Below are 25,229 nucleotides of genomic sequence, written 5' to 3'. Positions count from 1 at the left end.
CACCGGGACATCGCGGTGCGCTGCGCAAGCTGCGCAGCGCCCTGAGCGCCGCCATCCCGGCCGCGCAGCCGGCTGGTCATCTACAGCAACGCCGGCCACCCACCGCCGATCCTGCTCAGCCCGGACGGCGGCTGCCAACTGCTGGACCAGGCCACCGATCCGCCCCTGGGCGCCCGGCCGGAACACGTCCCCCCGCCCCCAGGCAGGTCTGTCCTACCTCCGCGGACACACCCTGGTGCTCTACACCGACGGCCTGCTGCACGCTCCTGGTCGTCGTCCGTCTGTGAGACGGTTTCAACGGAAGCCGTTTCCGAATCAAAAAGTGAAATTGAAACGGAATTCTCAACTTTTCTATGTCGTGTGATTCGCTTAGTGTGGACACATGGAAAAGACAGCAGAGTTCTACGTAGTGAAACGTGGCGACACGCTCAGTAAGATCGCGGTGATGCATCGCGTGACGCTGGAGCAGATTCTGGAGTGGAATCCGTGGATCACGGATCCGGATATCATTTACCCCGCACAGCGGATCCGCGTGGCTCCCCCAGAAGTGGAGGGTGAGTTCGAACCCTTCCCGGGGGCCGACTTCTTCCAGCCTTCCGTGAGCAGCCCGATCATCAAGGCCATGGGCTACCGCCTCATCGACGAGGATTGCGGGGTGTACGCCGACGGGCCCGACTCGCGCTGGAGCGAAGCGGACCGGAAGTCGTACGCGAATTGGCAATGGAGACTCGGATTCAGGGGCCAGGACGCTGACGGCATACCGGGCCGGAAGTCGTGGAACAGGCTGCGCGTACCGGCCGTCTACGAGTGACCGGAACGGCTCCGGGACGGCCATCGCGGACCGCTTGGCGCGCACGGGCGAAAACCCGGATCGCCTATCTCGAAGCCCAGCTGGAACGCGAACGTGTCAAGCCGTGCTCCGAAGACCGCAAGACGCTCGTCGAGGGAATGCGGGGCCATCTGAAAAAGGCCGGCGCGGCTGCCGACGAGGATTTCGGATGGCGGCGTGCCTGGTCCGGATCGGCCGCGCGTGAGGGCGTCTGGTCGAACATACGCAGCGCGGAGGTGATGCTCCTGCAACTCATCTCCGACGAGGAAGCCGCCGGACGTGCCAGCGAGGTCATGGCGCTGGTCAAGGATCATCTGGAAGCGGACGACCCGCGACGCGTCCGTCTGGGCCGTCGGCTACGTTCCATCATCTCCGGCGAGATCTCACCGAGCGACCGTGACCTCATGGTCCGGGCGCTCGACGCCGCGTACAACGCCCTGGACGACGAGCTGGCCCGGGTGCGCAGCCTGCGCAACATCCTGTGGACCGCGACGTTCGTCGTCCTGCTCGGTGTGGCGGGCCTCGCCGTCTACGGCTGGTTCTTCCCCCAGTCGCTGAGCCTGTGCTTCACGCCCAAGGTGGAGCCCGGGAACGCGAGCGGGATCACCGTCGTCTGCCCCACCGCGGAGCATCACAACGTCCCGGCGGGCACCGACGTCAGCGGCCGGGCCGAGTCGCGCGACATCCTCACCGTCGAGATCGCCGGGCTCGCCGGCGCGGCCCTCACCGTCATCGCCTCACTGCGGCGCATCCGGGGCACCGACTCGCCCTACATGCTGCCCCTGGCGTCGGCGGTGCTGAAGTTCCCCACCGGTGCCCTGTCCGCCTTCCTCGGGCTGCTGCTGATCCGGGGCGCCTTCGTTCCCGGGCTGAGCGACCTCGACAGCAGGGCGCAGGTCCTCGGCTGGGCCGCGGCCTTCGGGGCCGCCCAGCACCTGGTGACCCGACTGGTGGACGACCGCGCGCAGATGACGCTGGCGGAGGTGGGCAGGACGACCGAAGCCGCGGTCGACCCCGAGAGAGCCGCGGTCAAGGAGAGAGACGTGCTGGGAGAGACCGGGGCGCCCGGACCGCCGACCGCGTTCCGGGACGGCGCGGGACCGCACGAGGGGGCGCAGCAGGGGGCGCGCGCGAGAGAGCCCGTGGACGAGGGAGCGGAGGCTGCTCGACCGCGAGGCGGGCCCTGACCGGCCGCCCGGCCGCTCGCTCAGCGCCTCAGAGGTGTGTGAGCCGTCTCCGGCAGCCGCAGGTACACCACCGATGACACCAGACACAGCACCGCGACGTACCAGGGGAACAGCCCCGCATGCCCCAGCTCCTTGAACAGCGTGCCGACGTACGGAGCCGTGCCGCCGAAGAGGGCCACCGTCAGCGAGTAGGGGAAGCCGATGCCGGCCGCGCGGACCCGGGGCGGGAAGATCTCCGCGTTCACGGCCGCGCTGATCGAGGTGAACCCGGTCAGCAGCACCATGCCCGCGCACTGCACGAGCAGCAGCACGGCGAACGAGTCGCGCAGGCTGTGCAGCAGCGGCACCGAGAGCAGCGCGAAGCCCAGGCCGAAGAAGAGCAGCAGGGGGCGGCGGCCGAAGCGGTCCGAGAGCAGTCCGCCGAGCGGCTGGAGCAGGGCGAAGAAGGCCAGTGAGATCGTGCCCGCGAGCAGCGCGTCCGACTTCTCGAGGCCCGCGTTGAGTTCGGCGTACGTCGGCAGATACGACGTCCAGGTGTAGTAGGCGATGGTGCCGCCCGCCGTGATGCCGCAGATCAGAAGCGACTCGCGCGGGTGCCGGCGCAGCGCCTCGAACAATCCCGGGCGCGGGGCCTCCTGCTGCTCGGTGCTGCGGGTCTCCTGCGCGCCCTGCCGGATCCAGAAGCCGACCAGGCTCAGTACGGCCCCGAGCACGAACGGGACCCGCCAGCCCCAGCCGTTCATCTGCCCGTCGTTCAGCGTGTCCACCAGCAGCGTGGCGATGCCGGAGGCCACGAGCTGCCCGATGGTCGTCGACACGTACTGGAAGCTGGAGAACAGTCCCCGCCGGCCGGGGCCCGCCGACTCCACCAGGAAGGTGGTCGAGGCGGCGAACTCGCCGCCCACGGACAGGCCCTGCAGCAGCCGGGCGAGGACGAGGACCACCGGTGCCAGCACGCCCACCGAGGCGTAGGTCGGGGTGAGTCCGACCAGCAGGCTGCTGCCGCCCATCAGCAGGATGGTGACCGTGAGCGCGGCCCGCCGCCCGTGCCGGTCCGCGACCGCGCCCATCAGCAGCCCGCCGACCGGCCGCATGAAGAAGCCCACCGCGAAGACCGCGAACGTCGACAGCAGCGGCACCAGCGAGCTGTCCGCGCTCTCGGGGAAGACCTGGGCGGCGATATAGGTCGCCAGGAACGTGTAGGCGTACCAGTCGTACCACTCCACGGCGTTGCCCACGGAGGCGGCGAGGAGCTGGCGGACGGGCCGTTTCGTCGGCGGGGAAACCGTCTGCGTCTCTGTCACGCCCCTCACCCTCCCCTGGAAGCGCGCCGGCACACCTCACGTACCGGCGACTTTCACACGAGTGTCACCCGCCCCTTCCTTGGCGTTTGGTGTCCCTGAAACACTCCTTCCGCGCAGATTCCGTCATGTTCCGGCCATCCCGCACCTCAGGATGAGAGGTCTGTCCTACATGTCCGAAGTAAACCGGCGCCGCTTTCTTCAACTCGCGGGTGCCACCACGGCCTTCAGCGCGCTGTCCGCCAGCATCCAGCGCGCCGCCGCGCTTCCGGCGAACCATCGCACCGGGTCCATCGAGGACGTCGAGCACATCGTCGTCCTGATGCAGGAGAACCGTTCCTTCGACCACTACTTCGGGACCCTGAGAGGTGTCCGCGGCTTCGGTGACCCGCGTCCGGTCACGCTCGACAACGGCAAGTCGATCTGGCACCAGGAGAAGGACGGCAAGGAGATCCTGCCGTTCCACCCGGACGCCGACGACCTCGGCATGCAGTTCCTGGAGGGCCTGCCGCACTCCTGGCCCGACGGCCACCAGGCCTACCGCGGCGGCAAGTACGACCGGTGGGTGCCCGCCAAGGGCACCACGACCATGGCGTACCTGACCCGTGAGGACATCCCCTTCCACTTCGCCCTCGCCGACTCCTTCACCGTCTGCGACGCCTACCACTGCTCGTTCATCGGCTCCACCGACCCGAACCGCTACTACATGTGGTCCGGCTACACGGGCAACGACGGCACCGGCGGCGGCCCGGTCCTCGGCAACGACGAACTCGGCTACGGCTGGACGACCTACCCCGAGCGCCTGGAGCAGGCAGGCATCTCCTGGAAGATCTACCAGGACATCGGCGACGGCCTCGACGCCAAGGGCTCCTGGGGCTGGATCGAGGACGCCTACCGCGGCAACTACGGCGACAACTCCCTGCTGTACTTCAACAAGTACCGGGGCGCCCAGCCCGGCGACCCGTGGTACGACAAGGCCCGCACCGGCACGAACGCCAAGGCCGGCGACGGCTACTTCGACGTGCTGAAGGCGGACGTCAAGGCGGGCAAGCTGCCGCAGATCTCCTGGATCGCCGCCCCCGAGGCCTTCAGCGAGCACTCCAACTGGCCGTCGAACTACGGCGCCTGGTACATCGCCCAGGTCCTGGACGCCCTCACCTCCAACCCGGAGGTCTGGTCGAAGACCGCCCTGTTCATCACGTACGACGAGAACGACGGCTTCTTCGACCACGTGGTGCCGCCGCTGCCGCCGAAGGACGCCTCCCGCGGTCTGTCCACCGTCGACGTCTCCCTCGATCTCTTCCCGGGCGACAGCAAGAACACGGCCGGCCCGTACGGGCTCGGCCCCCGGGTGCCGATGCTGGTCGTCTCACCGTGGAGCAAGGGCGGCTACGTCTGTTCGGAGACCCTCGACCACACGTCCATCGTGCGGTTCATGGAGCGCCGTTTCGGCGTGCGCGAGACGAACATCTCGCCGTGGCGCCGGGCCATCTGCGGTGACCTGACGTCCGCGTTCGATTTCTCCCGCAAGGACGCCCGGCCGGCTCCGCTGCCCGGCACCGACGAGTACGAGCCGCAGGACCGCGAACGCCACCCCGACTACAAGCCCACCCCGCCCGCCGACCCGCGCATGCCCAGGCAGGAACGTGGCCCGCGCCGCACCCGGCCGCTGAAGTACGCCCCGCACGTGGACGCCTCGGTCGACGCCGCCGCCGGGAAGGTCACCCTCGCCTTCGCCTCCGGGCCGAAGGCCGGCGCCGCCTTCCACATCACGTCCGGCAATCGCACCGACGGCCCCTGGATGTACACCACCGAGGCCGGCAAGACGCTCTCGGACACCTGGAACTCGGCCTACTCGGCGGGCGCGTACGACCTGACCGTGCACGGCCCGAACGGCTTCGTGCGGGTCTTTAAGGGATCGAACAAGACGGCCGGCTGCGAGGTCACCGCACGCCACACCGGTGACGACGTCGAACTGACCTTCACCAACAAGGGCTCCGGCACGGCACGGCTGAAGCTCTCCGACGGCTACGGCGGCCGGCCCTCGACCGTCACCGTCCGCCCGGGCGCGAAGGTACGGCGGACCGTCGACCTCGACCGCAGCCGCCGCTGGTACGACCTGACCGTCACCGTCGACGGCGACGCGGCGTTCCTGCGGCGGTTCGCGGGGCACGTCGAGAACGGCCGGCCGGGTGTGAGCGACCCGGCGATCATCACCGGGTAGCCGGAGTGAGGTGCCCCGGATCGTGCGGCCGGGGCACCAACGCCGGTTCGGCCGTGGCCGAGCCGGGTTCCAGCGCCAGGACGGCGGCCACCGGATGGTCGTCGTCCACCGGGCGGTTCTCGTCCGCCGGCGCCGCCCTGCTGAGCAGCACCACGCCCCAGGACGCCAGGCCGGCCCCGGCGAGCGCGAGCAGCACGCCCGCCGGGCCGCCCTGGAGGCGTTCGCCCAGCAGTGACAGCCCGATCACCGCGGCGGCCAGCGGGTTGGCCAGGGTCACCATCGCGAGCGGGGCGCCCAGACCGCCCCGATACGCCACTTGCGACAGCAGCAGCCCGCCGGCCGCGAAGGCCACCACGAGCAGTGCCACCCCGACCACCTGGACGCTCAGCAGCGGACCCGACCGGTCCGTCGCGGCCACCGTCACGGTCTGGGTGAGGGCCGAGCCGACCCCCGACGCGATGCCGGACGCGGTCGCGTGCCGCAGCCCGGGGCGGGCGCCCGGCCGGGACAGCACCCCGATGAGGGCGGCGGTGGCACCGGCCACCGCCAGCGCCTCGGGAACGCTCAGCACATCGTCGGGCGCCGGGCCGGACGCCGTGACCAGGATCGCGCCCAGGCCGAGCAGCGTCAGCGCGGTGCCCTTCCACTCGACCGCGCTCACCCGCCGTCCCGCGAGCCGCGCCCCCATGGGCACCGCCGCGACCAGGGTGAGCGCGCCGAGCGGCTGGACCACGGTCAACGGCCCGTACCTCAGGGCCACGACGTGCAGCAGCGCGGCCGACGCGTTCAGTCCGACCGACGACCACCAGGCGCCGCTGCCGAGCAGCCGCAGCACGCCCGAGCCGGGGGAGCGGGAGGCCAGCCGCTCCTGGGCGACGGCCGCTGCCGCGTAGGCGACGGCGGAGACGAGGGACAGGGCGACGGCGACGAGCACGGCGTTCATCGGCCCGCCCCCGCGAGTGCCTGCTCCTCGGATCGCGCCTGGGCCGGAACGAGCTTGCCCTGCGCGCGGCCCGCCGTGGTCGCCGTACGGTGCGGCGCCTGGACCACCGCGAGCGCGAGACCGAGCAGGGCCGTCGCCACGATCGCGTCCAGCCAGTAGTGGTTCGCGGTGCCGACGATCACCAGCAGCGTCAGCAGCGGATGCAGCAGCCAGAGCAGGCGCCATCGCGAGCGGGTCGCGACGATCAGGCCGATCGCCACCATCAGCGCCCATCCGAAGTGCAGCGACGGCATCGCCGCGAACTGGTTCGACAGGGAGTCGGTCGTGGGATCGCCGTAGACCGACGGCCCGTACACGCGCGCGGTGTCCACCAGACCGGTAGCGGCCAGCATCCGGGGCGGGGCGAGCGGGAACAGCAGGTGCAGCGCCAGCGCGGCGGCCGTGACGGCGGCCAGGACCCGGCGGGCCCACACATAGTGGGCCGGGCGGCGCAGATAGAGCCAGACCAGGAAGGCGACGGTGGCCGGGAAGTGGACGGCCGCGTAGTAGGTGTTCGCGACATGCGCCAGACCGTCGCCGTGCAGCAGCAGGGACTGCACCGCGCCCTCGCCGGGCAGATGAACCGCTCGCTCGAAGTCCCACACACGCCGTGCGTTGTGGAAGGCCTCGCCGGTGTGGCCCGTGGCCAGCTGCCGGCCGAACTTGTAGACGAGGAAGAGCCCCGCGACGAGCAGGAGCTCCCGGACGAGCGGCGGTCGGGCTATGACGTGCGGCGGTCGCGCTGTCGCGTCGGACCCCGCCGGCGCAGGCTCGGTGCGGGCATTCATCCCCCGGCCCCTTCGGTGACGGTGGTGCTGTTATCGGTACGAGTGCGTACCGATACGCCAGTGTACCGATACGCTCGCGTTCCGGTACACTGGCGTATCGATAGACGTAGAACACACTGCCGGCCGGAATTTTCCGGCCGCCCGAGGGAAGCCAGGAGCACGGCCATGACGTCGCAGGCTGCGGACGACCGACCCGAGCCGGTCGGTGCCACACGCCGCTCCAAGATCACGCCGGAGCGTGAGCAGGAGTTCTTCGACGCTGTGCTGGAACAGCTCCGCGAGTGCGGCTACGACTCCGTCACCATGGAGGGGATCGCCGCCAGCACCCGCTGCAGCAAGTCCACGCTCTACCGTCAGTGGAAGACCAAGCCACAGTTCGTCGCGGCGGCGCTGCGCTCCCACCGGCGGACGCGCTGCATCGACACCGGCTCGCTCGCGGACGATCTGCGCGAGGCCGCCCGGGCGGCGGGGGAGCTGTCAGGCCGGGACACCCAGCTCCTCCAGGCGCTCGCCCACGCGGCCCCCCAGGACGCGGAGCTGCAGCGCGCGTTGCGCGAGGCGTTGATCGAACCGGAGATCGCCGCGCTGAAGGAGATCATCCGGCGCGGGGTCGAGAGGGGAGAGGTGCCCGCCGACCATCCGGCGCTGGAGTACGTCCCGGCGCAGATGTTCGGCGTTCTGCGGGTGCGGCCCGTCCTGGAGGGCGAGTGGGCCGACCCGGACTATCTGGTCCGGTTCGTGGAGGCCGCCGTGCTGCCGGCCCTGGGCCTGAGATGAGACCCGGGCCGCCGTCCGTCGGATGACCGGACGGTGACCCGACCGCGCCGACCCGTGGGGACGGGGGCGGCGCGCACCCCCCGGCCGGGTGGGGTGCCCCTGTGAGCGGCGGGGGCGCCCCACCCGGCCGGCCGGTTCTTGTGCTTTTGTCAGACGTCCTGGCCGTTGCCGCTGCCCGTCGACACCTTGATGCCCTTGGTGATGTCGTCGAGGACGGACTCCTTCTGGTCGGCGTCCACGCCGAACCGGACGACGACCATCTGCTTCGCGTTCGCGGGGGAGGGGAACGCGAGCGACTCCACGATGCCGTCGGCGCCCTTGGTGGTGACGGCCTTCCAGCGGACCAGGTAGCCCTTCTGCCCGGCCACGGTCACCGCCTTGGCGGCCAGTACGTCGTGCGAGGTGATCCCGCCGTAGGACTTGCCGCCGTAGGACTCCTCGGCGTTGGCCGCGATGTCCGCCTTGGCGATCTCCTCGGCGGTGCTGCCCTTGGTGCCGAGGGCCAGGGCCGGTGCGGAGTAGGCTCCGCCCTTCGTGCAGGTCGAGGAGGTGTCGCCGGGGCACTTGTAGGAGTCGTCGGAGGTGACCTGCGCGCCGACCGTGATCTCCTGGCCGTACCAGCCCTCCGGGATCGGCATGCTGATCCCGCTGACCGCGTCGGTCACCGACCCGCTCCTGATCTTCGGCGGCTCGGACCGCTCGGGAGACGGGCTCTGCCCGCCGGAGCCACCGGATCCTCCGGAGCCGCCATTGCCTCCGGATCCACCCGAGCCCCCCGGCCCGCCGAACGGCCCGCCCTGGCCGCCGGGTGCGCCCGGTCCGCCCGGCCCCTGCGAGGTGGCCGAACCGCCACCCGAGCCGCCGTTGTCGGTCAGCGCGTACACCCCGGCACCGATGCTCGCGAGCACAACGACGGCCGCCCCGACGGCAATCCCGACCCGCAGCCGGCTTCCCTTGGCGGTGGGGGGTGCGGCGGGGTAGGAGGGGTAGGCGCCGGCGCCCGGGTACCCGGGGGCGTTCGGGTATGGGGCAGGCCCTGGAAATTGTCCGGGAGTGCCTGGATATCCGGGGCTGCCTGGGTATGCGGGGGCGCCTGGGTGTCCGGGGGCGCTCGGGTGGCCGGCGGTGCCCGGGTGCCCGGGGGCGCTCGATGGTCCGGCGGTGCTGGGGTATCCGGGGGTTTCCGGGTGCCCGGCGGCTCCGCCATGCCCGGCAGCCTCTGGATGTACGGCCCCAGTCGGATCCCCCGAGGGGGCTGCATCACCCGCAGCGCCCGCGTTTGCCGCAGGAGCGGGAGCGTCGGCGGCGCCCGAGTCTGTCGCAGAGGCCGGATTTATCGCAGAGCCCGAGCCTGCGGTAGCGGCCGAACCGGCATCCTCGCCCGGGTCTCCCGCAGAAGCCGAACCCTCCTCGGCCGCCGGATGCGTCGGCGGCTGGGCCGGGCGGATGCTGGCCGTCCAGGCCTTGCCGTCCCACCAGCGCTCGGTGGCGGGCCCGTCACTCTTCTGTCCGGGGTCCGGGTACCACCCGGAAGGAGTCTCCTGCGTCATGCCCCCACCGTATGAGGCGTCGGTGAAAGAGGCATGAGAGGAGTCGACCAGGACCGGTCATTCCAGGATCAATCGGGTCGGCAACCTGTGGGCGGGCGGTGGCAGTCGCAGCCCGTCCCGGCCCGGGGTCACCGATCCCAGCACGCTCGGATGCCGGGCACCGGTGCTCGCGGGTGAGCTGCCGGGCAGGCCGTGCAGGGTCAGGAACCCCAGGACGGCGAAGGCGTAGGCCTCCTTCGCCCCGGCCGGCAGCCCCAGTTCGTCCGACGCCCGCACCGCCACCCCGGGCAGCAGCTCCCCGAGCATCCCCATCAGCACCGGGTTGCGCGTCCCGCCGCCGGAGGCGATCACCTCCGTCGCGCCCACCGCCCGCACCGCGTCCGCCACGGTCCGGGCCGTGAGCATCGTCAGCGTGGCGACGACGTCCTCGGCGGGCAGCGTCCCGAACCCGGCCAGCGCGTCCCGCAGATGACCGAGATGGAACAGCTCCTTGCCCGTCGTCTTGGGCGCCGGCAGCGCGTAGTACGGCTCCTGGAGCAGCCGGTCCAGCAGCGGCCCGTGCACCCGGCCCCGGGCGGCCAGGGCCCCGTCCGTGTCGTAGGAGAGGGCCCCGCCGCTGAACCCCCGCGCCGCCGCGTCGATCAGCGCGCAGCCCGGCCCGGTGTCGAAGGCGGTCCCGTCGGGTGCGGTGAGGTTGGCGATACCGCCGACGTTGAGGGCGACGCACCGGCCCGGACGGCCGCGCAGCCACAGCCGGTCGACCAGGCCGACCAGCGGTGCGCCCTGCCCGCCGGCGGCGATGTCACGCGGCCGGAAGTCGGCGACGACCGGCAGCCCGGTCGCCTCGGCGATCCAGGCCGGCTGCCCCAGCTGGAGCGTGCCGTGGACCTCTCCCTCGGCGACCCAGTGGTACACGGTCTGCCCGTGCGAGGCCACCGACTCGGCCCGCCCCTCGCACAGTTCGCGGTCGGCCCGGAGCGCGGCAGCCGCGAAGGCCTGCCCGATCCGGGTGTCCAGCCGGCACACCTCGCCCAGTGTGGTGGTCCCCGGCGGCAGGGCGGCCGACAGGGTCTCGCGCAGTTCGCCGTCGTACGCCTCGCTCACCATGCCGAGCGGCTTCAGCACCAGGCTGTCGCCGACGAGGTCCAGCTCGGCCGCCGCCGCGTCGATCGCGTCGTACGACGTGCCGGACATGAGACCGATCACCCGCATCGCCTCAACCCGTCCTCTCCGCCGCCGCTTCCGCCCCGCGCACCCTCCGCGAGGGCAGCGTGAGCAGGGCCGGAACGCTCACCGCGCACGCCGCCGCCGCGTAGTACGCGGGGATGTCCACGCTCCCCGTCCGCTCGATGGTCTCCGTGATGATGAGCCCGGCGCACCCCGAGAACACCGCATTGGACAGCGCGTAGGCGAGTCCCAGGCCCGTGTAGCGCACCCGTGCCGGGAACATCTCCGACAGCATCGCCGGGCCCGGCCCCGCCATCAGCCCCACCACGGCACCCGCGCCGCACACCGCCACACCCTTCACGGTGTTCGAAACGCCGGGCTCCTGCAGAAGGTTGAGCAGCGGCGCCGAGAGGACCACGACCAGCACCGCGCCCGTCAGCATCACGGCCCTCCGTCCGAGCAGGTCACTGATCAGCCCCGCCGGCACGATCGTCACCGCGAAGCCCAGATTGGCCAGCACGGTGGCGACCAGCGCCTGCTGGAAGGTCGCACCCAGCGAACTCTGCAGATACGACGGCAGCACCACGAGGAAGGTGTATCCGGCCGCGGCCCAGCCCATGATCCGCCCCGCGCCCAGCGCGATGGCCCTCGCGACCTCGCGCGGCGGGGGCGACTCCCGCGACCGCTCCGCCACGAACTCCGGTGTCTCGTCCAGCCGCAGCCTCAGCCACAACGCCCCGAGCCCCAGCGGCAGGGTCAGCAGGAACGGCAGCCGCCAGCCCCACGCGCCGAGCTGCTCCTCGGTCAGCACGGTGGCGAGCAGCGCCGCCGCGCCCGCACCGCCCAGCAGCCCCAGTGCCACCGTGAACGACTGCCACGACCCGTACAGCCCCCGCCGGCCCGGCGGAGCGAACTCCGTCATCACCGACACCGCGCCTCCGAACTCCCCGCCGGCCGACAGGCCTTGGAGCACCCGCAGGAAGGTGAGCAGCCAGGGCGCCGGCGCGCCCGCCTGGGCGTACGTCGGCAGTACGCCGATGAGTGTCGTCGCCACCGTCATCAGCGTGATCACCAGGACCAGCACCGGCCGACGGCCGACGCGGTCCCCGAGACGGCCGAAAAGTGCCGCCCCGACCGGTCGGAAGAAGAACGCGAGCGCGAACGACGCGTACGTCTTCACCAGAGCCTCGATCTCGCTGCCGCCCTCCGGTGTGAAGAACCGCGCCGCGATGATCGTCGCGAAGTAGCCGTAGACGCCGAACTCGTACCACTCGATGAGATTGCCCACCGACCCCGCGACCAGCGCCCGCCGGCCGCGCCGTGTGTCCCGTCCCTGGTGAATGAACGTCACCTCCCGTACCGTTGTGCCTTGTTGACCCGAAGGCGGCTGGTGACGGGCCGGTTGTGCCGTCCGATCGCCGTCGGTGTCACCCGTCACGGCAACAGGTGCCCGGACCGCCCTCCGCTCAGGCAAGCGGACGGCTACGCTCGACGTCTGTACGTCGTTCGGGCGACTTGGGGAGGTAGCGGGATGACGGAGGTACGGCCCACGGCCGGCGCCTCGGCTTCCCTTTGGGAGCGCGACGAGGAAGTCGCCGCCGTCGCGCGGGCGGTCGACGGCCTGTGCGGGGGCCGCTCCTCGTCCGGCGGACTGCTGGTCTTCCGCGGCGAGGCCGGACTCGGCAAGACCACGCTGCTGGCCGAAACCCGCCGCATCGCCGAGGCCCGCGGCTGCACGGTCTGGTCGGCACGCGGCGGCGAGACCCTCAGGTCGGTCCCCTTCAACGTGGTACGGCAGTTGCTGCAGCCGGCACTGGTGTCGATGCTGCCGGAGGAGGCCCGCGAGTACCTCGGCGACTGGTACGACATCGCCGGCCCCGCCCTCGGCATAGCGGAACCCGGCGACCGGCAGGCCGACCCGCAGGGCGTGTGCGACGGACTGGTCGCCGCCGTACGCCGGCTCGCCCGCCGGGACTGGCCGCTGGTGCTGCTGATCGACGACGCCCACTGGGCCGACCAGGAGACCCTGCACTGGCTGGCCGGGCTCGCCGAGCGCCTCGACGAGATGTCCGTGCTGGTCGTGGTCACCCGCCGCCCCGGCGAGGTCTCAGGCACCAGCGCCCGCCACCTCGACACCGTCGCCGCCGCCGCGGACGGCCCCGTCACGACGCTGAGCGCCCTCACCCCGGACGCGACGGCCGGACTCACCCGCGCCACCCTCGGCCCGCACGCCGACGCCGCGTTCTGCCGCGAGGTCTGGGCCGTCACCGCGGGCAACCCCTACGAGACCGTCGAACTCCTCGCCAAGGTCCAGGACAGCGAGGTCGAACCGGTCGAGTCGCGGGCCGGGGAGCTGCGCGAACTGAACCGCTCGGCCCGGGGCGGCGGCCTCGTCGCCCGCCTGGAGGAACTCGGCATCGACGCCACGCGGTTCGCGTGGGCAGCCGCCATCCTCGGCACCGGCATCACCACCGGCCTGGTCGCCAAACTCGCCACCCTGGGGCCCGACGCCGCCCGCCGCTGCGCCGAACTGCTGCGCACCGCCCGCATCCTCACTACACCCGACCCCGCGACCGGCCGCGGCGCGGACGGCGACCTGGAGTTCGTCCACCCGCTGATCGCCACCGCCGTCTACAACTCCATACCCGACGCCCTGTGCACCGCCATGCACGGCATCGCCGCCCGGATCGTCACCGACGAGGGACGCGGCGCCGCCGCGGCCGCCCGCCACCTCCTCGAAGTCCACCCGGACGACGACGAGGAACTCGTCGGGCAGCTGCGCGAGGCCGCCCGCGAGCACCTCGCCGTCGGCGCCCCCGACGCCGCCCGCCGCTGCCTGGAGCGCGCCCTGAAGGAACCGCCCCGGCCCGAGTCGCACCCGCATGTGCTGTACGAGCTGGCCGAGGCCACCTTCCTGACCGCGCCCGCCCGCACCATCGGCCATCTGCGGACAGCGCTCGGCATGCCCGGCCTCGTCGGGGACAAGCGGGTGGACGCCGTCTTCCGGCTCTCCCAGGCGCTGCTCCACAACGACCAGCTGGAGGAGGCGGTCCGCACGGTCGAGGCGGAGGCCGCCCGGCTCCGGCCCGGGCCCGCCCGGATGCGGCTCCAGGCCGTGCGCTTCATGTGGGAGGGCATACACGCCGGCGAGGCCACCTCACCCGACCGCTCCCGGCGGCTCGCCGACCTCGCCGGACCCTGCACCGGCCGCGACAACTCCGAACGCGCCCTGCTCATGCTGCGCGGCTTCGACGCCCTCATGCACGGCGAGAACGCGGAGGAAATCGCCGAACTGTGCGACCGCGCCCTCGTCAACGGCCGCCTGGCCCCCGGGCTCGGCTGGACCGACACCGAGTGGGGCATCGAACTGCTGCTGATGCTGGCCAACGCGTACGCCTTCACCGACCGCCTCGACCGCGCCGAGACCCTCTACAACGAGGCCCTGCGCGCCTACGAGACGGCCGGCTGGAGCGGCGGCCACCTCGCCCTGGCCCACGCCTACGTGGGGCTCGGCCACCGCAGGCGGGGCCGGCTGAAGGAGGCGGAGTCGTCTCTGCGCGAGTCGCTGCGCCTCGCCGAACGCGTCGGCCGCGGCCTGCCGCTGTACTGGTCCGCGACCTGCAACCTCGTCGACACGCTGCTCGCCCGCGGCCATGTCCAGGAGGCCTGGGAGGTCGCCGAACGCTATGGCTTCGCCCCGCCCTATCCCTCCACCATCGTCCTGCCGGACCCGCGCTCGGTGCGCGGCCGGCTGCTGCTGGCCGTCGGCCGCACCAAGGACGGCATCAACGAACTGGAGGCCGCCGAGAAGGCCGCGGCGGCACGCGGCCACCACAACCCCGTGCTCGTCCCCTGGGCGGCCGACCTCGCCAGGGCCCTCAGCACCGAGGACCCGGCCCGTGCCGCCCGGCTCGCCGTCGACGTCCGCCGGCAGGCCGAGCGCTTCGGCACGGACACCGCCATAGGCGAGGCCCTGCGCTGCGCCGCCGCCCTGGAGACCGGGCAGCGCGCGGTCCGGCTCGCCGCCCAGGCCGTCACCTACCTGGAGGCGTCGCCCTGCCAGTACGAGCACGCGGCGGCCCGCATCGAGTACGGCATCCTGGCCCGCTCGGTCAGCGACCTCGAACGCGGCCTGGACCTGGCGGTCTCGTGCGGCGCCGACGGACTGGCGGAGCGGGCGCGGGCCGTGCTCGAGGCCGGCGTCGGACCGGCGTAGCCCAGACCACGACCGGCAGGGTCACCCTGCCGTGCCGTCCTCCTCCGCGAGCACCCGCTGGGCCGTCGCGAACGCCGAGTTCGCCGCCGGCACCCCGCAGTACACGGCCGTCTGCAGCAGCACCGCGCCGATCTCCTCCGGCGTGAGCCCGTTGCGGCGGGCCGCCCGGACGTGCATGGCCAGTTCGTCGTAGTGGCCGTGCGCGACCAGCGCGGTCAGGGTGATCATGCTGCGCTCGCGGCGCGACAGCGTCGGATCGGTCCAGATCTCGCCCCAGGCGTAGCGCGAGATGAAGTCCTGGAAGCGTGCGGTGAAGGGTGTCTGCCGGGCCTGCGCCCGGTCGACGTGCGCGTCGCCGAGCACCTCGCGCCGCACCTCCATCCCGCGTCCGGCGGACCCGCCGAAGTGGGCCCGCAGCGCGGTCAGCACCGCTTCCGGGCACTGCGCGGGCGCCAGGTGCGAGGCGCCCGGGAGTTCGACGAGCGTCGAGTCCGGCACCGCGTCGGCGATCTCCCGCAGATGCGCGGGCGGCGTCGCCGGATCCTCACGGCCGGCGATCAGCAGCGTCGGCACGGCGATCTCGGGCAGCCGGTCCCGCAGATCGAACGCGGCGAGCGCGTCACAGCAAGCGGCGTACGCGCCCGGGTCGGCTTCCCGATGGTCCCGCACCAGCTCGGGCACGGTGAACCCAGAGGTGAACCAGCGCGCGTCCGCGCCCTCCGCGAGCCCGGCCAGCCCCTCCCGCCGCACCAGCGCGGCCCGTTCCTCCCACGGCCCGGGGCCGTTGAAGTGCGCCGACGAGCAGATCACGGCGAGCGACGACAGCCGCTCCGGATGGTGCACCGCGAGATGCAGGCCCACGGCCCCGCCCAGCGACACACCCGCGTACGCGAACCGTTCGACGCCGAGCGAGTCGGCGAGTGCCAGCACCAGGCCGGCGAGGTCACCGACCGTCGCGCCGGCCTCGATGAGCCCGGCCGCCGAACCGCCGTGCCCCGGCAGATCCCAGCGGACCACCCGGTGGGTGATCGACAGCTCGGGCGCCACCTTGTCCCACAGGGCGTACGACGTGCCCAGGGAGGGGCCGAGCAGCAGCGGGGGAGCGGAGGCGGGGCCTTCGGTGCGGTGGTTCAGGAGTGTCAACGTCGCTCCAGAGCACGGTCGGTGAGGGCTCCGGCGGAGCCGGTGTAGTGGGTGGGGTCGAGGTCGACGTCCGCAAGCTCCGGTGCCTCGGCGAGCGGGCGTCCCCCGGCGGCCAGCCGGGTGAGGAGTTCCTTGGCGCGGGCGCGGCCCAGCACCGGGGCCAGTTCGGCGGAGAGCCGCTCGGAGACGATCAACCCGCCGGTCAGGTCCAGGTGTTCGCGCATGGCCTCGGGCCTGACCCGCAGCCCGTCGGCCAGTTCGACCGCGTCCCGGGCGGCCCCGCCGGCCAGCCGCAGCAGGTCCCGCAGCGGCTCCCACTCGGCGTGCCAGGACCCGGCCGGCCGCTCGTCCTCCGCCGCCAGCGAGCCGTAGAGCGTGGCCGCGAGCTGCGGCGCCCGCCGTGCGGCGGAGGCGATGAGGGTGGACCGTACGGGGTTGGACTTGTGCGGCATGGCGGACGAGCCCCCGCCGCTGCCCTCCGCGACCTCGGCGATCTCGGTGCGTGACAAAGTGAGGACGTCCACGGCGAGCTTGCCGAGCGCGCCCGCCGTGAAGGCGAGGCATCCGGCGAGGTCGGCGACGGGTGTCCGCAGGGTGTGCCAGGGCAGATCGGGTGCCCTGAGGCCGAGTTCACGGGCGTACGCCGCCGGCAGCCCGGTCGGATCGCTCGCGCCGTAGGCCCCGAACGCAGCCAACGTGCCCGCAGCGCCGCCGAGTTGGGCGGGCAGCGTGTCCCGTACGGCCTTCGTGCGGTCCCGCGCGTCGAGGACCAGCGCCCGCCATCCGGCCGCCTTCAGCCCGAACGTCGTCGGTACGGCGTGCTGGGTGAGCGTTCGCCCCGGCATCGCGCTGTCCCGGTGCTCGGCGGCCAGCCGGGCGAGGGCCTGCTCGGTGCGTCCGAGGTCGGCGAGCACCAGGTCCAGGGTCCGCGCGGCGACCAGCATCGACGCCGTGTCCATGATGTCCTGGCTGGTCGCCCCCCGGTGGACGTAGGGGCCGTACTCGTCGCCGACGGCCTTCGTCAGCTCCGCGACCAGCGGGATGACCGGGTTGCCGCCCGCGCGGGCCCGCTCGGCGAGGGACCGTACGTCGAAGGCGCCCGCGGCCGCCTCGGTCACCGCCGTCGCGGCCTCGGCGGGGGCGAGCCCCAGCGCGGCCTGGGCCCGGGTCAGCGCGGCCTCCGCGTCGAGCAGCGCTCGCAGATACGCGTGGTCGCTCGTGGCGGACGCGGCCGCCGAGTCGGCCCACCCGGGGGCGAGCAGGCCGGTGTCGCCGTGCGCAGCTGTCACTGGAACTCCAGGAAGACCGTCTCGCCTTCGCCCTGAAGGCGGATGTCGAAACGGTACGTGCCGCGCGCCTCCTCCACGGCGATCAGCGTGTCGCGGCGCCCGTCCTCCAGCCGGGACAGCAGCGGGTCGGCGGCGAGCGCCGCCGCATCGCCGGGCAGGTAGATCCGGGTGTACAGATGCAGGAGGAGCCCGCGCGCGAAGACGCACACGCTGAGGTACGGGGCGTTCCGCCCGCGTGCGCCGGGCCGCAGCGTGCGCGCGTACCAGTGGCCGTTCGCGTCGGTCTGGATGCGTCCCCAGCCCGTGAACTCCACGCCGTTGCGCCCCAGGAAGCCGCCCGAAGCCGGGTCGCGGCGCATCGAACCGTCGGCCGTCGCCAGGTTGCCCTCCGGGTCCGGGCCCCACAGTTCGATCAGGGCGTCGGGCAGTGGCTTGCCCTCGCCGTCGGTGACGTAGCCGTGCACGGTGACGGTGTCCGGATGCCCGGCGGGCGCGATGTCCTCACCGCCGCGGAACGGCAGGGCGTGGCCGTAGAACGGGCCGACGGTGTGCGAGGGGGTGGGCAGCACGCTCTCGGGCCTGCTGGTGTCGATCTTCGTCATGGCAGGTCAGCGTCCTTCTTCGATCCAGGTGGCCTGCGGCCCGTCGAGCACGATGTCCCAGTGGTAGCCCATCGAGAACTCCGGCACCGACAGGCTGTGGTCGTAGGTGGCGACCAGCCGCTGCCGGGCCGCGTCGTCCGTCACCGACTGGATGATCGGGTCGTAGGGGAACAGCGGGTCGCTCGGGAAGTACATCTGCGTCACGAGCCGCTGGGTGAACGCCGAGCCGAAGAGCGAGAAGTGGATATGGGCCGGCCGCCAGGCGTTGACGTGCTGGCGCCACGGGTACGGGCCCGGCTGGACGGTGGTGAAGCGGTAGTGGCCCTCGGCGTCGGTGAGCGTGCGGCCCACGCCGGTGAAGTTCGGGTCCAGCGGGGCGTCGTGCTGCTCGCGCTGATGGGCGTAGCGGCCCGCCGAGTTGGCCTGCCAGATCTCCACGAGCTGGCCGCGCACCGGGCGGCCGTCGCGGTCCAGCAGCCGGCCGGAGACGGTGATGCGCTCGCCGATCGGCTCGCCGTCGTGCTGCCGGGTGAGGTCGTTGTCGATCTCGGTGATGTCCCGCTCCCCGAAGGCCGGGGAGGACAGCTCCACCAGCTCCGGGTCCTTGCTGACGTCGATGGTGACCGGCGGCTGCTTGGGGTGCCGGAGCACCGAGGAACGGTACGGCGCGTAATCGCGGCGCGGCTGGTTCTCGACGGGCCCGCCGCCGGCGAGGCGCTTCTCGTACGCGGCGTGCTCGGCCGCGATCTCCTGGTCGATGTCGTGCTGAGTGAGAGTCATGGGGGTCCCTGAGGTTCTTGAGGGTCGTGCCCCGTCAGGGGCGCGGGGCTGTATCGATATGCGGCTCCGCCGCGCGGGCGCGACCAGCCACGGTGCGGCCCGCAGTCGCGAACGGCGCTAGCGCTCCAGGACTAGGGCAAGGCCTTGGCCCACGCCGATACATAGCGTGGCGACACCGACGCCACCGCCACGCCGGGCAAGCTGATGCGCAACCGTCCCGGCGAGCCGGGCCCCGGACGCCCCGAGCGGATGCCCGAGGGCGATCGCCCCGCCCTGTGGGTTGAGGATCGCCGGGTCGAAGTCGGGCCACTCGGCCACACACCCCAGCACCTGCGCCGCGAACGCCTCGTTCAGCTCCAGCACCGACAGATCGTCGAAGCCCTTGCCCGCCTTGGCCAACGCACGGTTGACCGCCTCGACGGGCGCCAGCCCGAAGTAGTCCGGGTCCACCGCGTTGACCCCGGTCGCGGAGATCCGGGCGAGCGGCTCACGCCCGGTGGCCTTCAGCCCCTCGGCGTCGACGAGCAGCAGCGCCGCCGCCCCGTCGTTGAGCGGTGACGCGTTGCCCGCCGTCACCGTGCCCCCCTCCTTACGGAACGACGGCTTCAGCTTGGCCATCGTCGCCAGGGAGGCATCCGGACGGACACACTCGTCGGCGGCGAAGAGCACCGGATCGCCCTTGCGCTGCGGGACCGCCACAGGCGCCGACTCCGCGTCGAACAGGCCCTGTTCCCGTGCCCGCGTGGCCTTCTCATGGCTGCCGAGCGCGAACTCGTCCTGCTGCTCACGGCTGATCTTGTGCTTGTCGGCGATGAGTTCGGCCGACTCGCCCAGCGGGATCGTCCACTGCGGCTCCATGCGCGGGTTGACCATGCGCCAGCCCAGGGTCGTGGAGTACAGCTCGGTGTGTCCGGCCGGGAAGGGCTTGTCGGACTTGGGCAGTACATAGGGCGCCCGGGTCATCGACTCCACACCACCGGCGACGGCGATAGAGGCGTCCCCGACGGCGATGGCACGGGCCGACTGGATCACGGCCTCCAGACCGGACGCGCACAGCCGGTTGACGGTCACGCCCGGCACCGAGGTGGGCAGCCCTGCCAGCAGTGCCGCCATGCGGCCGACGTTGCGGTTCTCCTCTCCGGCGCCGTTGGCGTTGCCGAAGTACACGTCCTCGACGCGTGCCGGGTCCAGGTCCGGGGTGCGGGCGAGGAGTTCACGGATGGCGTGCGCCCCGAGGTCGTCCGGGCGGACCGAGGCGAGACCGCCGTTGTAGCGGCCGATGGGGGTGCGGACCGCGTCGACGAGGTAGACGTCCTTCATTTCAGGCCCTCCGGCACGGTCAGTTCGGCGTCGGTCCTGGCGACGATCTCCTCGGCGCTCACGCCGGGCGCGGTCTCGACCAGGACGAGCCCGTCCTCGGTGATGTCGAGGACGCCGAGGTCGGTGATGATCCGGTTCACACAGCCCTTGCCAGTCAGCGGCAGGGCGCACTCGGTGAGGATCTTCGGCGAGCCGTCCTTGGCGGTGTGGGTCATGACGACGACGACCGTACGGGCGCCGTGCACCAGGTCCATGGCCCCGCCGATGCCGGTGATCAGTTTGCCGGGGATCGCCCAGTTGGCCAGGTCGCCCCGCTCGGACACCTGCATCGCGCCGAGCACGGCCACGTCGATGTGCCCTCCCCGGATCATGGAGAAGGACAGCGCCGAGTCGAAGAAGGACGCGCCCGGCAGGACCGTCACGGTCTCCTTGCCGGCGTTGATCAGGTCCGGGTCGACGGTCTCCTCGGTGGGGTAGGGGCCGGTGCCCAGGATGCCGTTCTCCGATTCGAGGACGACCTCGACGCCCTCGGGCAGGTAGTTGGGGATGAGGGTGGGCAGACCGATGCCGAGATTGACGTACTGGCCGTCCCTCAGCTCCCGCGCCGCCCGCGCGGCCATCTGTTCACGCGTCCAGGCCATCAGGACCTCACCGTCCGCTGCTCGATCTTCTTGTCCGCCGCCTGCTCGGGGGTGAGCGCGAGCACCCGCTGCACGAAGATGCCGGGCAGGTGCACCGCGTCCGGATCGATCTCGCCGGGTTCCACCAGCTCCTCCACCTCGGCGACCGTCACCCGCCCGGCCATCGCCGCCAGCGGGTTGAAGTTGCGGGAGGACTTGTTGAAGACCAGGTTGCCGTGCCGGTCGCCCTTCGCCGCCCGGACCAGGGCGAAGTCGGTGCGGATGCCCCGCTCCAGCACGAACTCCTCGCCGTCGAACTCCCGGACCTCCTTCGGCGGTGAGGCCAGCGCGACCCCGCCCTCACCGTCGTAGCGCCACGGCAGACCGCCCTCGGCGACCTGGGTGCCCACCCCGGCCGGGGTGTAGAAGGCGGGGATCCCGGCGCCGCCGGCCCGCAGCCGCTCGGCCAGTGTGCCCTGCGGGATCAGCTCGACCTCCAGCTCCCCGGCCAGGTACTGCCGGGCGAACTCCTTGTTCGCGCCGATGTAGGAGCCCGTCACCCGGGCGATCCGGCCGGCGGCGAGCAGGACCGCCAGGCCCGACTCCATCGCCCCGCAGTTGTTGGAGACCACCGACACCCCGGCCACCCCGCGCTCGTACAGCGCCTGGATCAGCACGTTCGGCACACCGCTCAGCCCGAAACCGCCCACCGCGAGCGACGCGCCGTCGGGCACATCGGCCACCGCCTCCAGGGCTGTGGCGACCACCTTGTCCATCCGAGAAGCCCCATCTCTTCCGAGCGCCCCGACCTTGATTAGTCAGCACACTGAGTATTTCCGTGAAGCTCCCCTCACGCTGCCATCGCCGCAGCAGGGCGTCAAGAGCTCGGCGTATGCACCCCTGATCCCTTGTGCGGCCGGCAGACAGCCTGGGAGCGGACCGGTATTGTTCAGTGCACCAACGAAAACGACCGAGGGGTGCACATGGCGGCGGCCGACCTCACCACCCACCCCGGGCATCTCGCCCGGCGGCTCCAGCAGGCGCACTACCTGCTGTGGAACACGATGGTCTCCGAGGAGATCACCTCGCCCCAGTACGCCGTCCTCAACACGCTCGTCGCCGAGCCCGGACTGGATCAGCGCACGGTGGGGGAGCGGGTGGGGCTCGACCGGTCCACCATCGCCGAGGTGATCAGCCGGCTCATCCGGCGCGGACTGCTCGACAAGGTCCGTGACCCGCAGGACGGCCGCCGCTTCCTGCTGCGCCTCACGGAAGAGGGTGTGCGCACCCACCGCAAGCTGACCGTGCGCACCGCCCGGATGAACCAGATCTTCCTCGCGCCGCTGACCGCCGAGGAGCAGACGGTGTTCTTCGACCTCATCCGGCGGGTGTCGGACGCGGCCGAAGGCCTGCGCAATCCAGGGGAGTCCCTGGTGGCGCCCCGCTGACCGGTGTGGTCCGCGCGGACCGGTCAGGACGCCTCGGCGTACACCACCCACACCTGGCCCTTCGCGAAGTTCACGGGTGTGCCGTCGCCGGTGGTGAACGCCGTGCCGTCCGTGGCGTCCTCGCGCTCCCAGTTCACGTCATGGGCCCGCCCGTCGCGCAGCACCTTCGCCTTCCCCGAGCCCACCGTCTCGGTGTACGGCGTGTTGTTGCCGAGGAAGTCCCGGAAGGCGGACTCGCGCACCTTCACGTACTGCACGACGACCGTCGCGGCCGCCATTCGCTCGCCGTCCGCCGTCGTGGCCGGCGTGCCGTCCATGCCGACCAGCCAGCGGTCCCGGGAGTCCGACCAGGTGAAGGTGAAGCGGGCCGCCGGATAGCGCACCGTCTGCGAGTTCGCCTCGGTGCCGCCCGCGGGGGCGGAGCCGTAGCGGAAGCCGGTGGTCAGCGCGGCCCGGCCCGGGGCTTCCGGCATGATCCGCTCGGGCCGCACATAGAGGTTGTGCGGGGCCGACCTGCCGGGGTCGCGGAAGAAGGCGTCGGAGGCACTGCCCGGCGTCGCCGCCCGCAGCGGCGCCTTGTCGATCAGGGGCAGGAGCTTCGTCTGCGCGCCGGAGAAGGCGAGTGTGGGCCGGTCGAACTGGCGCAGCAGCTCCAGATCCGACTCACGGGCGCTGCGCACCGGGCCGACCGCCTCCGGCAGCTTCGTCGCGTACACCGCCATCAGGCGGCTCAGCCCGCCCTCGACCTGCTCCACGTACACCACGTCCGCGGCATCGACACCCGTGGGCGGCCGGGCCGCGTCGGCGTTGTCGATCTTGACGGCGAGGACGGAGCCGTCGGCCGCCGTGGGTGAGGCGCCGCGCTCCGACGCACTGGCCGGTCCCCGCCCGTCGTCCGGCGGACCGCCCCCGCTCGTGCAGCCCGCCGCCAGGGCCGCCGTCACCGTCGCGGCCAGCAGCGCCGCTGTCGTCGCCGCCCGCCGTCCGCGCGCCTCTCGTCCCATGCCCACCGTCGTCACCGCGCCCCATGCCATCCGTTTGTCCTGATTGTGCGCTTATCTGAGCATCGATGGCCACGGTCGATCGTTTCTGGCGGGACGGTGTCCTCGTCGCGTCCGTCGATCGGCTCAAGGTTCAGTGCGGGGCACCCGGGTACTCGGGGACCCGCCGAAACGACCGACGCGCACGCCGACGGAGGGAGCGCGAGGCGATGAGGGCAGTGACTTGGCAGGGCAAGCGTGACGTGCGGGTGGAGAACGTGCCCGATCCGACGATCCAGGAGCCGACGGACGCGGTCATCCGCATCACCTCCACCGGGTTGTGCGGCTCCGACCTGCATCTGTACGAAGTGCTCACGCCGTTCATGACACCGGGGGACATCCTCGGCCATGAACCCATGGGCATCGTCGAGGAGGTCGGCGCCGGTGTACCCGACCTCCAGGCCGGGGACCGGGTCGTGGTGCCGTTCCAGATCGCCTGCGGCAACTGCTGGATGTGCCTCACCGGCCTGCCCACCCAGTGCGAGACCACCCAGGTCAGCGGCGAGGGCATGGGTGCCGCCCTGTTCGGCTACACCCGCCTGTACGGCTCGGTGCCGGGGGCCCAGGCCGAGTACCTGCGGGTCCCGCAGGCGCAGTTCGGCCCGATCAAGGTCCCGGAAGGCCCGCCCGACGACCGCTTCGTCTACCTCTCCGACGTCCTGCCCACCGCCTGGCAGGCGGTCGCCTACGCCGACGTCCCGCAGGGGGGCAGCGTCGCCGTGCTCGGCCTCGGGCCCGTCGGCGACATGGCCTGCCGCGTCGCCCAGCTCCAGGGCGCCGGGCGGGTGTTCGGCGTGGACCTGGTCCCGGAGCGGCTGCGCCGGGCCCGCGCGCGAGGTGTGGAGACGTACGACCTCAGGTCCTTCGACGACGAGAAGGAACTGATCGAGGCGATCCGCGACGAGACCGACGGCCGTGGCCCGGACGCCGTGATCGACGAGGTCGGCAGTGAGGCCCACGGCAGCGCGGCCGCCCGCATGGTGCAGAACGCCGCGGCGATCCTGCCCCGCAAACTGAGCGGCCCGCTCGCCGAACGCTTCAGCGTCGACCGTCTCGCCGCGCTGAAGACCGCGATCGAGCTGGTGCGCCGCGGCGGCACCATCTCGCTGTCCGGTGTCTACGGCGGCATGGCCGACCCGCTGCCCCTGCTCACCCTTTTCGACAAACAGATCCAGATGCGCATGGGCCAGGCCAACGTCCGCCGCTGGACCGACGACATCATCCCGTACCTCACCGACGAGGACCCGTTGGGCGTCGAGGACTTCGCCACCCACCGGGTGCCGCTTTCGGAGGCCCCGCACGCCTACGAGATGTTCCAGCGCAAGCAGGACGGCGCGGTCAAGGTGCTGATGCAGCCCTGAATCCGGCCGGACGCTAGCCGCCGAGGATCTCCGCCAGGTCGTAGCGGACCGGCTCCTGGAGCTGCGCGTAGGTGCAGCTCTCGGGGGTCCGGTCCGGGCGCCAGCGGCGGAACCGGGCGGTGTGCCGGAAACGCTGCCCGTTCTCCATGTGGTCGTACGCCACCTCGGCCACCCGCTCCGGCCTGAGCGGCACCCACGACAGGTCCTTCCGGCCCGACCAGCGGCTCGGCGCCCCCGGCAGCCGGGCCTTCTCGTGCGCGGCCTCGTCGGACCAGGCCGCCCACGGATGCCCCTGGGCGTCGTCCAGACGCAGCGGCTCCAGCTCCTCCACCAGCTCGGCGCGCCGTTTCATCGGGAAGGCGGCGGACACGCCCACGTGCTGGAGGGTGCCCCGGTCGTCGTACAGGCCGAGCAGCAGCGAGCCCACGACGGGGCCGCTCTTGTGCAGGCGGTACCCGGCGACGACCACGTCCGCCGTGCGCTCGTGCTTGATCTTGAACATCGCGCGCTCGTCCGGGCGGTAGCGCACCGTCAGCGGCTTGGCGATGACACCGTCCAGGCCCGCCCCCTCGTACTGCTCGAACCACTGCCGCGCCACCTCGATG

General features: G+C 72.2%; 21 protein-coding genes and 3 pseudogenes. 8 read left to right on the top strand and 16 right to left on the bottom strand.

Going from position 1 to position 25,229, the window contains the following annotated elements; all coding sequences use genetic code 11:
• Nucleotides 1–63: 63 nt before the first annotated feature.
• The 3 genes and pseudogenes from ACWIF2_RS32730 to ACWIF2_RS32720 all read left to right on the top strand — a co-directional run.
• Nucleotides 64–259, top strand: a pseudogene (locus ACWIF2_RS32730) (SpoIIE family protein phosphatase); the annotation flags it as partial.
• Nucleotides 260–382: 123 nt separating this feature from the next.
• A complete protein-coding gene (locus ACWIF2_RS32725; protein WP_454364515.1) occupies nt 383–811 on the top strand; it encodes a peptidoglycan-binding protein in 429 nt (142 codons plus the stop codon).
• 137 nt (nt 812–948) lie between these two features.
• On the top strand, nt 949–2,016 hold the full coding sequence (locus ACWIF2_RS32720) for a hypothetical protein (RefSeq protein WP_454364514.1): 1,068 nt from the start codon (nt 949–951) through the stop codon (nt 2,014–2,016).
• A 20-nt stretch (nt 2,017–2,036) separates the two neighbouring features.
• On the opposite strand, the gene ACWIF2_RS32715 is transcribed toward ACWIF2_RS32720, so the two are convergent.
• Nucleotides 2,037–3,320 (bottom strand): MFS transporter, encoded by a 1,284-nt coding sequence (locus ACWIF2_RS32715; protein ID WP_454364513.1) that lies wholly within the window; start codon nt 3,318–3,320, stop codon nt 2,037–2,039.
• 169 nt (nt 3,321–3,489) lie between these two features.
• Between ACWIF2_RS32715 and ACWIF2_RS32710 the strand changes: the two genes are divergently transcribed.
• Nucleotides 3,490–5,541, top strand: coding sequence for a phosphocholine-specific phospholipase C (locus tag ACWIF2_RS32710; RefSeq protein ID WP_454364512.1), 2,052 nt, complete (start codon nt 3,490–3,492; stop codon nt 5,539–5,541).
• On the opposite strand, the gene ACWIF2_RS32705 is transcribed toward ACWIF2_RS32710, so the two are convergent.
• Both ACWIF2_RS32705 and ACWIF2_RS32700 read right to left on the bottom strand, forming a co-directional pair.
• Nucleotides 5,531–6,484: a hypothetical protein gene (locus tag ACWIF2_RS32705; RefSeq protein ID WP_454364511.1), complete on the bottom strand. Its 954-nt coding sequence runs from the start codon at nt 6,482–6,484 to the stop codon at nt 5,531–5,533. The genes ACWIF2_RS32710 and ACWIF2_RS32705 overlap by 11 nt on opposite strands.
• Nucleotides 6,481–7,311 carry a phosphatase PAP2 family protein gene (locus ACWIF2_RS32700; protein WP_454364510.1) on the bottom strand — a complete coding sequence of 277 codons (831 nt, stop codon included), beginning with the start codon at nt 7,309–7,311 and terminating at the stop codon, nt 6,481–6,483. Before ACWIF2_RS32700 ends, ACWIF2_RS32705 begins: the two co-directional genes overlap by 4 nt.
• A 165-nt stretch (nt 7,312–7,476) precedes the next feature.
• On the opposite strand from ACWIF2_RS32700, the gene ACWIF2_RS32695 reads away from it, so the two are divergent.
• Complete coding sequence (locus ACWIF2_RS32695) at nt 7,477–8,088, top strand: TetR/AcrR family transcriptional regulator (RefSeq protein WP_454364509.1); 612 nt, start codon at nt 7,477–7,479, stop codon at nt 8,086–8,088.
• A 149-nt stretch (nt 8,089–8,237) separates the two neighbouring features.
• Here the strand turns inward: ACWIF2_RS32695 and ACWIF2_RS32690 are convergent.
• The 4 genes and pseudogenes from ACWIF2_RS32690 to ACWIF2_RS32675 all read right to left on the bottom strand — a co-directional run.
• Nucleotides 8,238–9,248 (bottom strand): annotated as a pseudogene (locus tag ACWIF2_RS32690) (collagen-like triple helix repeat-containing protein); the annotation flags it as partial.
• A 306-nt stretch (nt 9,249–9,554) separates the two neighbouring features.
• Nucleotides 9,555–9,638: pseudogene (locus tag ACWIF2_RS32685) on the bottom strand (DUF2510 domain-containing protein); the annotation flags it as partial.
• Nucleotides 9,639–9,695: 57 nt separating this feature from the next.
• Complete coding sequence (locus ACWIF2_RS32680; protein WP_454364508.1) at nt 9,696–10,850, bottom strand: anhydro-N-acetylmuramic acid kinase; 1,155 nt, start codon at nt 10,848–10,850, stop codon at nt 9,696–9,698.
• 4 nt (nt 10,851–10,854) lie between these two features.
• The gene (locus ACWIF2_RS32675; protein WP_454364507.1) at nt 10,855–12,156 is read right to left on the bottom strand and encodes an MFS transporter; all 1,302 of its coding nucleotides are present in this window, start codon (nt 12,154–12,156) and stop codon (nt 10,855–10,857) included.
• 180 nt (nt 12,157–12,336) lie between these two features.
• Between ACWIF2_RS32675 and ACWIF2_RS32670 the strand changes: the two genes are divergently transcribed.
• Nucleotides 12,337–15,021: an ATP-binding protein gene (locus ACWIF2_RS32670; RefSeq protein ID WP_454364506.1), complete on the top strand. Its 2,685-nt coding sequence runs from the start codon at nt 12,337–12,339 to the stop codon at nt 15,019–15,021.
• Nucleotides 15,022–15,042: 21 nt separating this feature from the next.
• Here the strand turns inward: ACWIF2_RS32670 and pcaDC are convergent, their stop codons facing one another.
• The 7 genes from pcaDC to ACWIF2_RS32635 all read right to left on the bottom strand — a co-directional run bounded on the left by pcaDC (nt 15,043) and on the right by ACWIF2_RS32635 (nt 21,551).
• Nucleotides 15,043–16,164 carry a bifunctional 3-oxoadipate enol-lactonase/4-carboxymuconolactone decarboxylase PcaDC gene (pcaDC, locus tag ACWIF2_RS32665; protein WP_454364505.1) on the bottom strand — a complete coding sequence of 374 codons (1,122 nt, stop codon included), beginning with the start codon at nt 16,162–16,164 and terminating at the stop codon, nt 15,043–15,045.
• A complete protein-coding gene (gene pcaB / locus ACWIF2_RS32660) occupies nt 16,161–17,453 on the bottom strand; it encodes a 3-carboxy-cis,cis-muconate cycloisomerase (protein ID WP_454364504.1) in 1,293 nt (430 codons plus the stop codon). The genes pcaDC and pcaB overlap by 4 nt, the downstream gene beginning before the upstream one ends.
• Nucleotides 17,450–18,055, bottom strand: a complete 606-nt coding sequence (gene pcaG / locus ACWIF2_RS32655; RefSeq protein ID WP_454364503.1) for a protocatechuate 3,4-dioxygenase subunit alpha — start codon at nt 18,053–18,055, stop codon at nt 17,450–17,452. The genes pcaB and pcaG overlap by 4 nt, the downstream gene beginning before the upstream one ends.
• Nucleotides 18,056–18,061: 6 nt before the next feature.
• Nucleotides 18,062–18,835, bottom strand: a complete 774-nt coding sequence (gene pcaH / locus ACWIF2_RS32650; RefSeq protein WP_454364502.1) for a protocatechuate 3,4-dioxygenase subunit beta — start codon at nt 18,833–18,835, stop codon at nt 18,062–18,064.
• Nucleotides 18,836–18,952: 117 nt separating this feature from the next.
• Nucleotides 18,953–20,155, bottom strand: coding sequence for a thiolase family protein (locus ACWIF2_RS32645; protein WP_454364501.1), 1,203 nt, complete (start codon nt 20,153–20,155; stop codon nt 18,953–18,955).
• Nucleotides 20,152–20,796 (bottom strand): CoA transferase subunit B, encoded by a 645-nt coding sequence (locus ACWIF2_RS32640; protein WP_382486436.1) that lies wholly within the window; start codon nt 20,794–20,796, stop codon nt 20,152–20,154. Before ACWIF2_RS32640 ends, ACWIF2_RS32645 begins: the two co-directional genes overlap by 4 nt.
• Complete coding sequence (locus ACWIF2_RS32635) at nt 20,796–21,551, bottom strand: CoA transferase subunit A (protein WP_454364500.1); 756 nt, start codon at nt 21,549–21,551, stop codon at nt 20,796–20,798. Before ACWIF2_RS32635 ends, ACWIF2_RS32640 begins: the two co-directional genes overlap by 1 nt.
• Nucleotides 21,552–21,758: 207 nt before the next feature.
• Here ACWIF2_RS32635 and ACWIF2_RS32630 point away from each other — a divergent pair, with 207 nt between their 5' ends.
• Nucleotides 21,759–22,223 carry a MarR family transcriptional regulator gene (locus ACWIF2_RS32630; protein WP_399016704.1) on the top strand — a complete coding sequence of 155 codons (465 nt, stop codon included), beginning with the start codon at nt 21,759–21,761 and terminating at the stop codon, nt 22,221–22,223.
• Nucleotides 22,224–22,246: 23 nt separating this feature from the next.
• Here ACWIF2_RS32630 and ACWIF2_RS32625 read toward each other — a convergent pair whose 3' ends face one another.
• A complete protein-coding gene (locus ACWIF2_RS32625) occupies nt 22,247–23,227 on the bottom strand; it encodes a DUF3048 domain-containing protein (protein WP_454364516.1) in 981 nt (326 codons plus the stop codon).
• A 206-nt stretch (nt 23,228–23,433) separates the two neighbouring features.
• Between ACWIF2_RS32625 and ACWIF2_RS32620 the strand changes: the two genes are divergently transcribed.
• The gene (locus ACWIF2_RS32620; RefSeq protein WP_454364499.1) at nt 23,434–24,624 is read left to right on the top strand and encodes a zinc-dependent alcohol dehydrogenase; all 1,191 of its coding nucleotides are present in this window, start codon (nt 23,434–23,436) and stop codon (nt 24,622–24,624) included.
• 13 nt (nt 24,625–24,637) lie between these two features.
• On the opposite strand, the gene ACWIF2_RS32615 is transcribed toward ACWIF2_RS32620, so the two are convergent.
• A partial coding sequence (locus tag ACWIF2_RS32615; protein WP_454364498.1) for an ATP-dependent DNA ligase occupies nt 24,638–25,229 on the bottom strand: 592 nt, incomplete at its 5' end.

It is taken from the genome of Streptomyces sp. NPDC055506 (assembly GCF_053643595.1).
Note: the sequence above shows the minus strand (reverse complement) of the source record. Positions and strands in the feature narration are given on the sequence as shown.

Coding starts and splice junctions, on each gene's coding strand:
- ACWIF2_RS32725 (WP_454364515.1), top strand. CDS start 383: ATGGAAAAGACAGCAGAGTTCTACGTAGTGAAACGTGGCGACACGCTC.
- ACWIF2_RS32720 (WP_454364514.1), top strand. CDS start 949: ATGCGGGGCCATCTGAAAAAGGCCGGCGCGGCTGCCGACGAGGATTTC.
- ACWIF2_RS32710 (WP_454364512.1), top strand. CDS start 3,490: ATGTCCGAAGTAAACCGGCGCCGCTTTCTTCAACTCGCGGGTGCCACC.
- ACWIF2_RS32705 (WP_454364511.1), bottom strand. CDS start 6,484: ATGAACGCCGTGCTCGTCGCCGTCGCCCTGTCCCTCGTCTCCGCCGTC.
- ACWIF2_RS32700 (WP_454364510.1), bottom strand. CDS start 7,311: ATGAATGCCCGCACCGAGCCTGCGCCGGCGGGGTCCGACGCGACAGCG.
- ACWIF2_RS32695 (WP_454364509.1), top strand. CDS start 7,477: ATGACGTCGCAGGCTGCGGACGACCGACCCGAGCCGGTCGGTGCCACA.
- ACWIF2_RS32680 (WP_454364508.1), bottom strand. CDS start 10,850: ATGCGGGTGATCGGTCTCATGTCCGGCACGTCGTACGACGCGATCGAC.
- ACWIF2_RS32670 (WP_454364506.1), top strand. CDS start 12,337: ATGACGGAGGTACGGCCCACGGCCGGCGCCTCGGCTTCCCTTTGGGAG.
- pcaG (WP_454364503.1), bottom strand. CDS start 18,055: ATGACGAAGATCGACACCAGCAGGCCCGAGAGCGTGCTGCCCACCCCC.
- pcaH (WP_454364502.1), bottom strand. CDS start 18,835: ATGACTCTCACTCAGCACGACATCGACCAGGAGATCGCGGCCGAGCAC.
- ACWIF2_RS32645 (WP_454364501.1), bottom strand. CDS start 20,155: ATGAAGGACGTCTACCTCGTCGACGCGGTCCGCACCCCCATCGGCCGC.
- ACWIF2_RS32640 (WP_382486436.1), bottom strand. CDS start 20,796: ATGGCCTGGACGCGTGAACAGATGGCCGCGCGGGCGGCGCGGGAGCTG.
- ACWIF2_RS32635 (WP_454364500.1), bottom strand. CDS start 21,551: ATGGACAAGGTGGTCGCCACAGCCCTGGAGGCGGTGGCCGATGTGCCC.
- ACWIF2_RS32630 (WP_399016704.1), top strand. CDS start 21,759: ATGGCGGCGGCCGACCTCACCACCCACCCCGGGCATCTCGCCCGGCGG.
- ACWIF2_RS32625 (WP_454364516.1), bottom strand. CDS start 23,227: ATGGGACGAGAGGCGCGCGGACGGCGGGCGGCGACGACAGCGGCGCTG.
- ACWIF2_RS32620 (WP_454364499.1), top strand. CDS start 23,434: ATGAGGGCAGTGACTTGGCAGGGCAAGCGTGACGTGCGGGTGGAGAAC.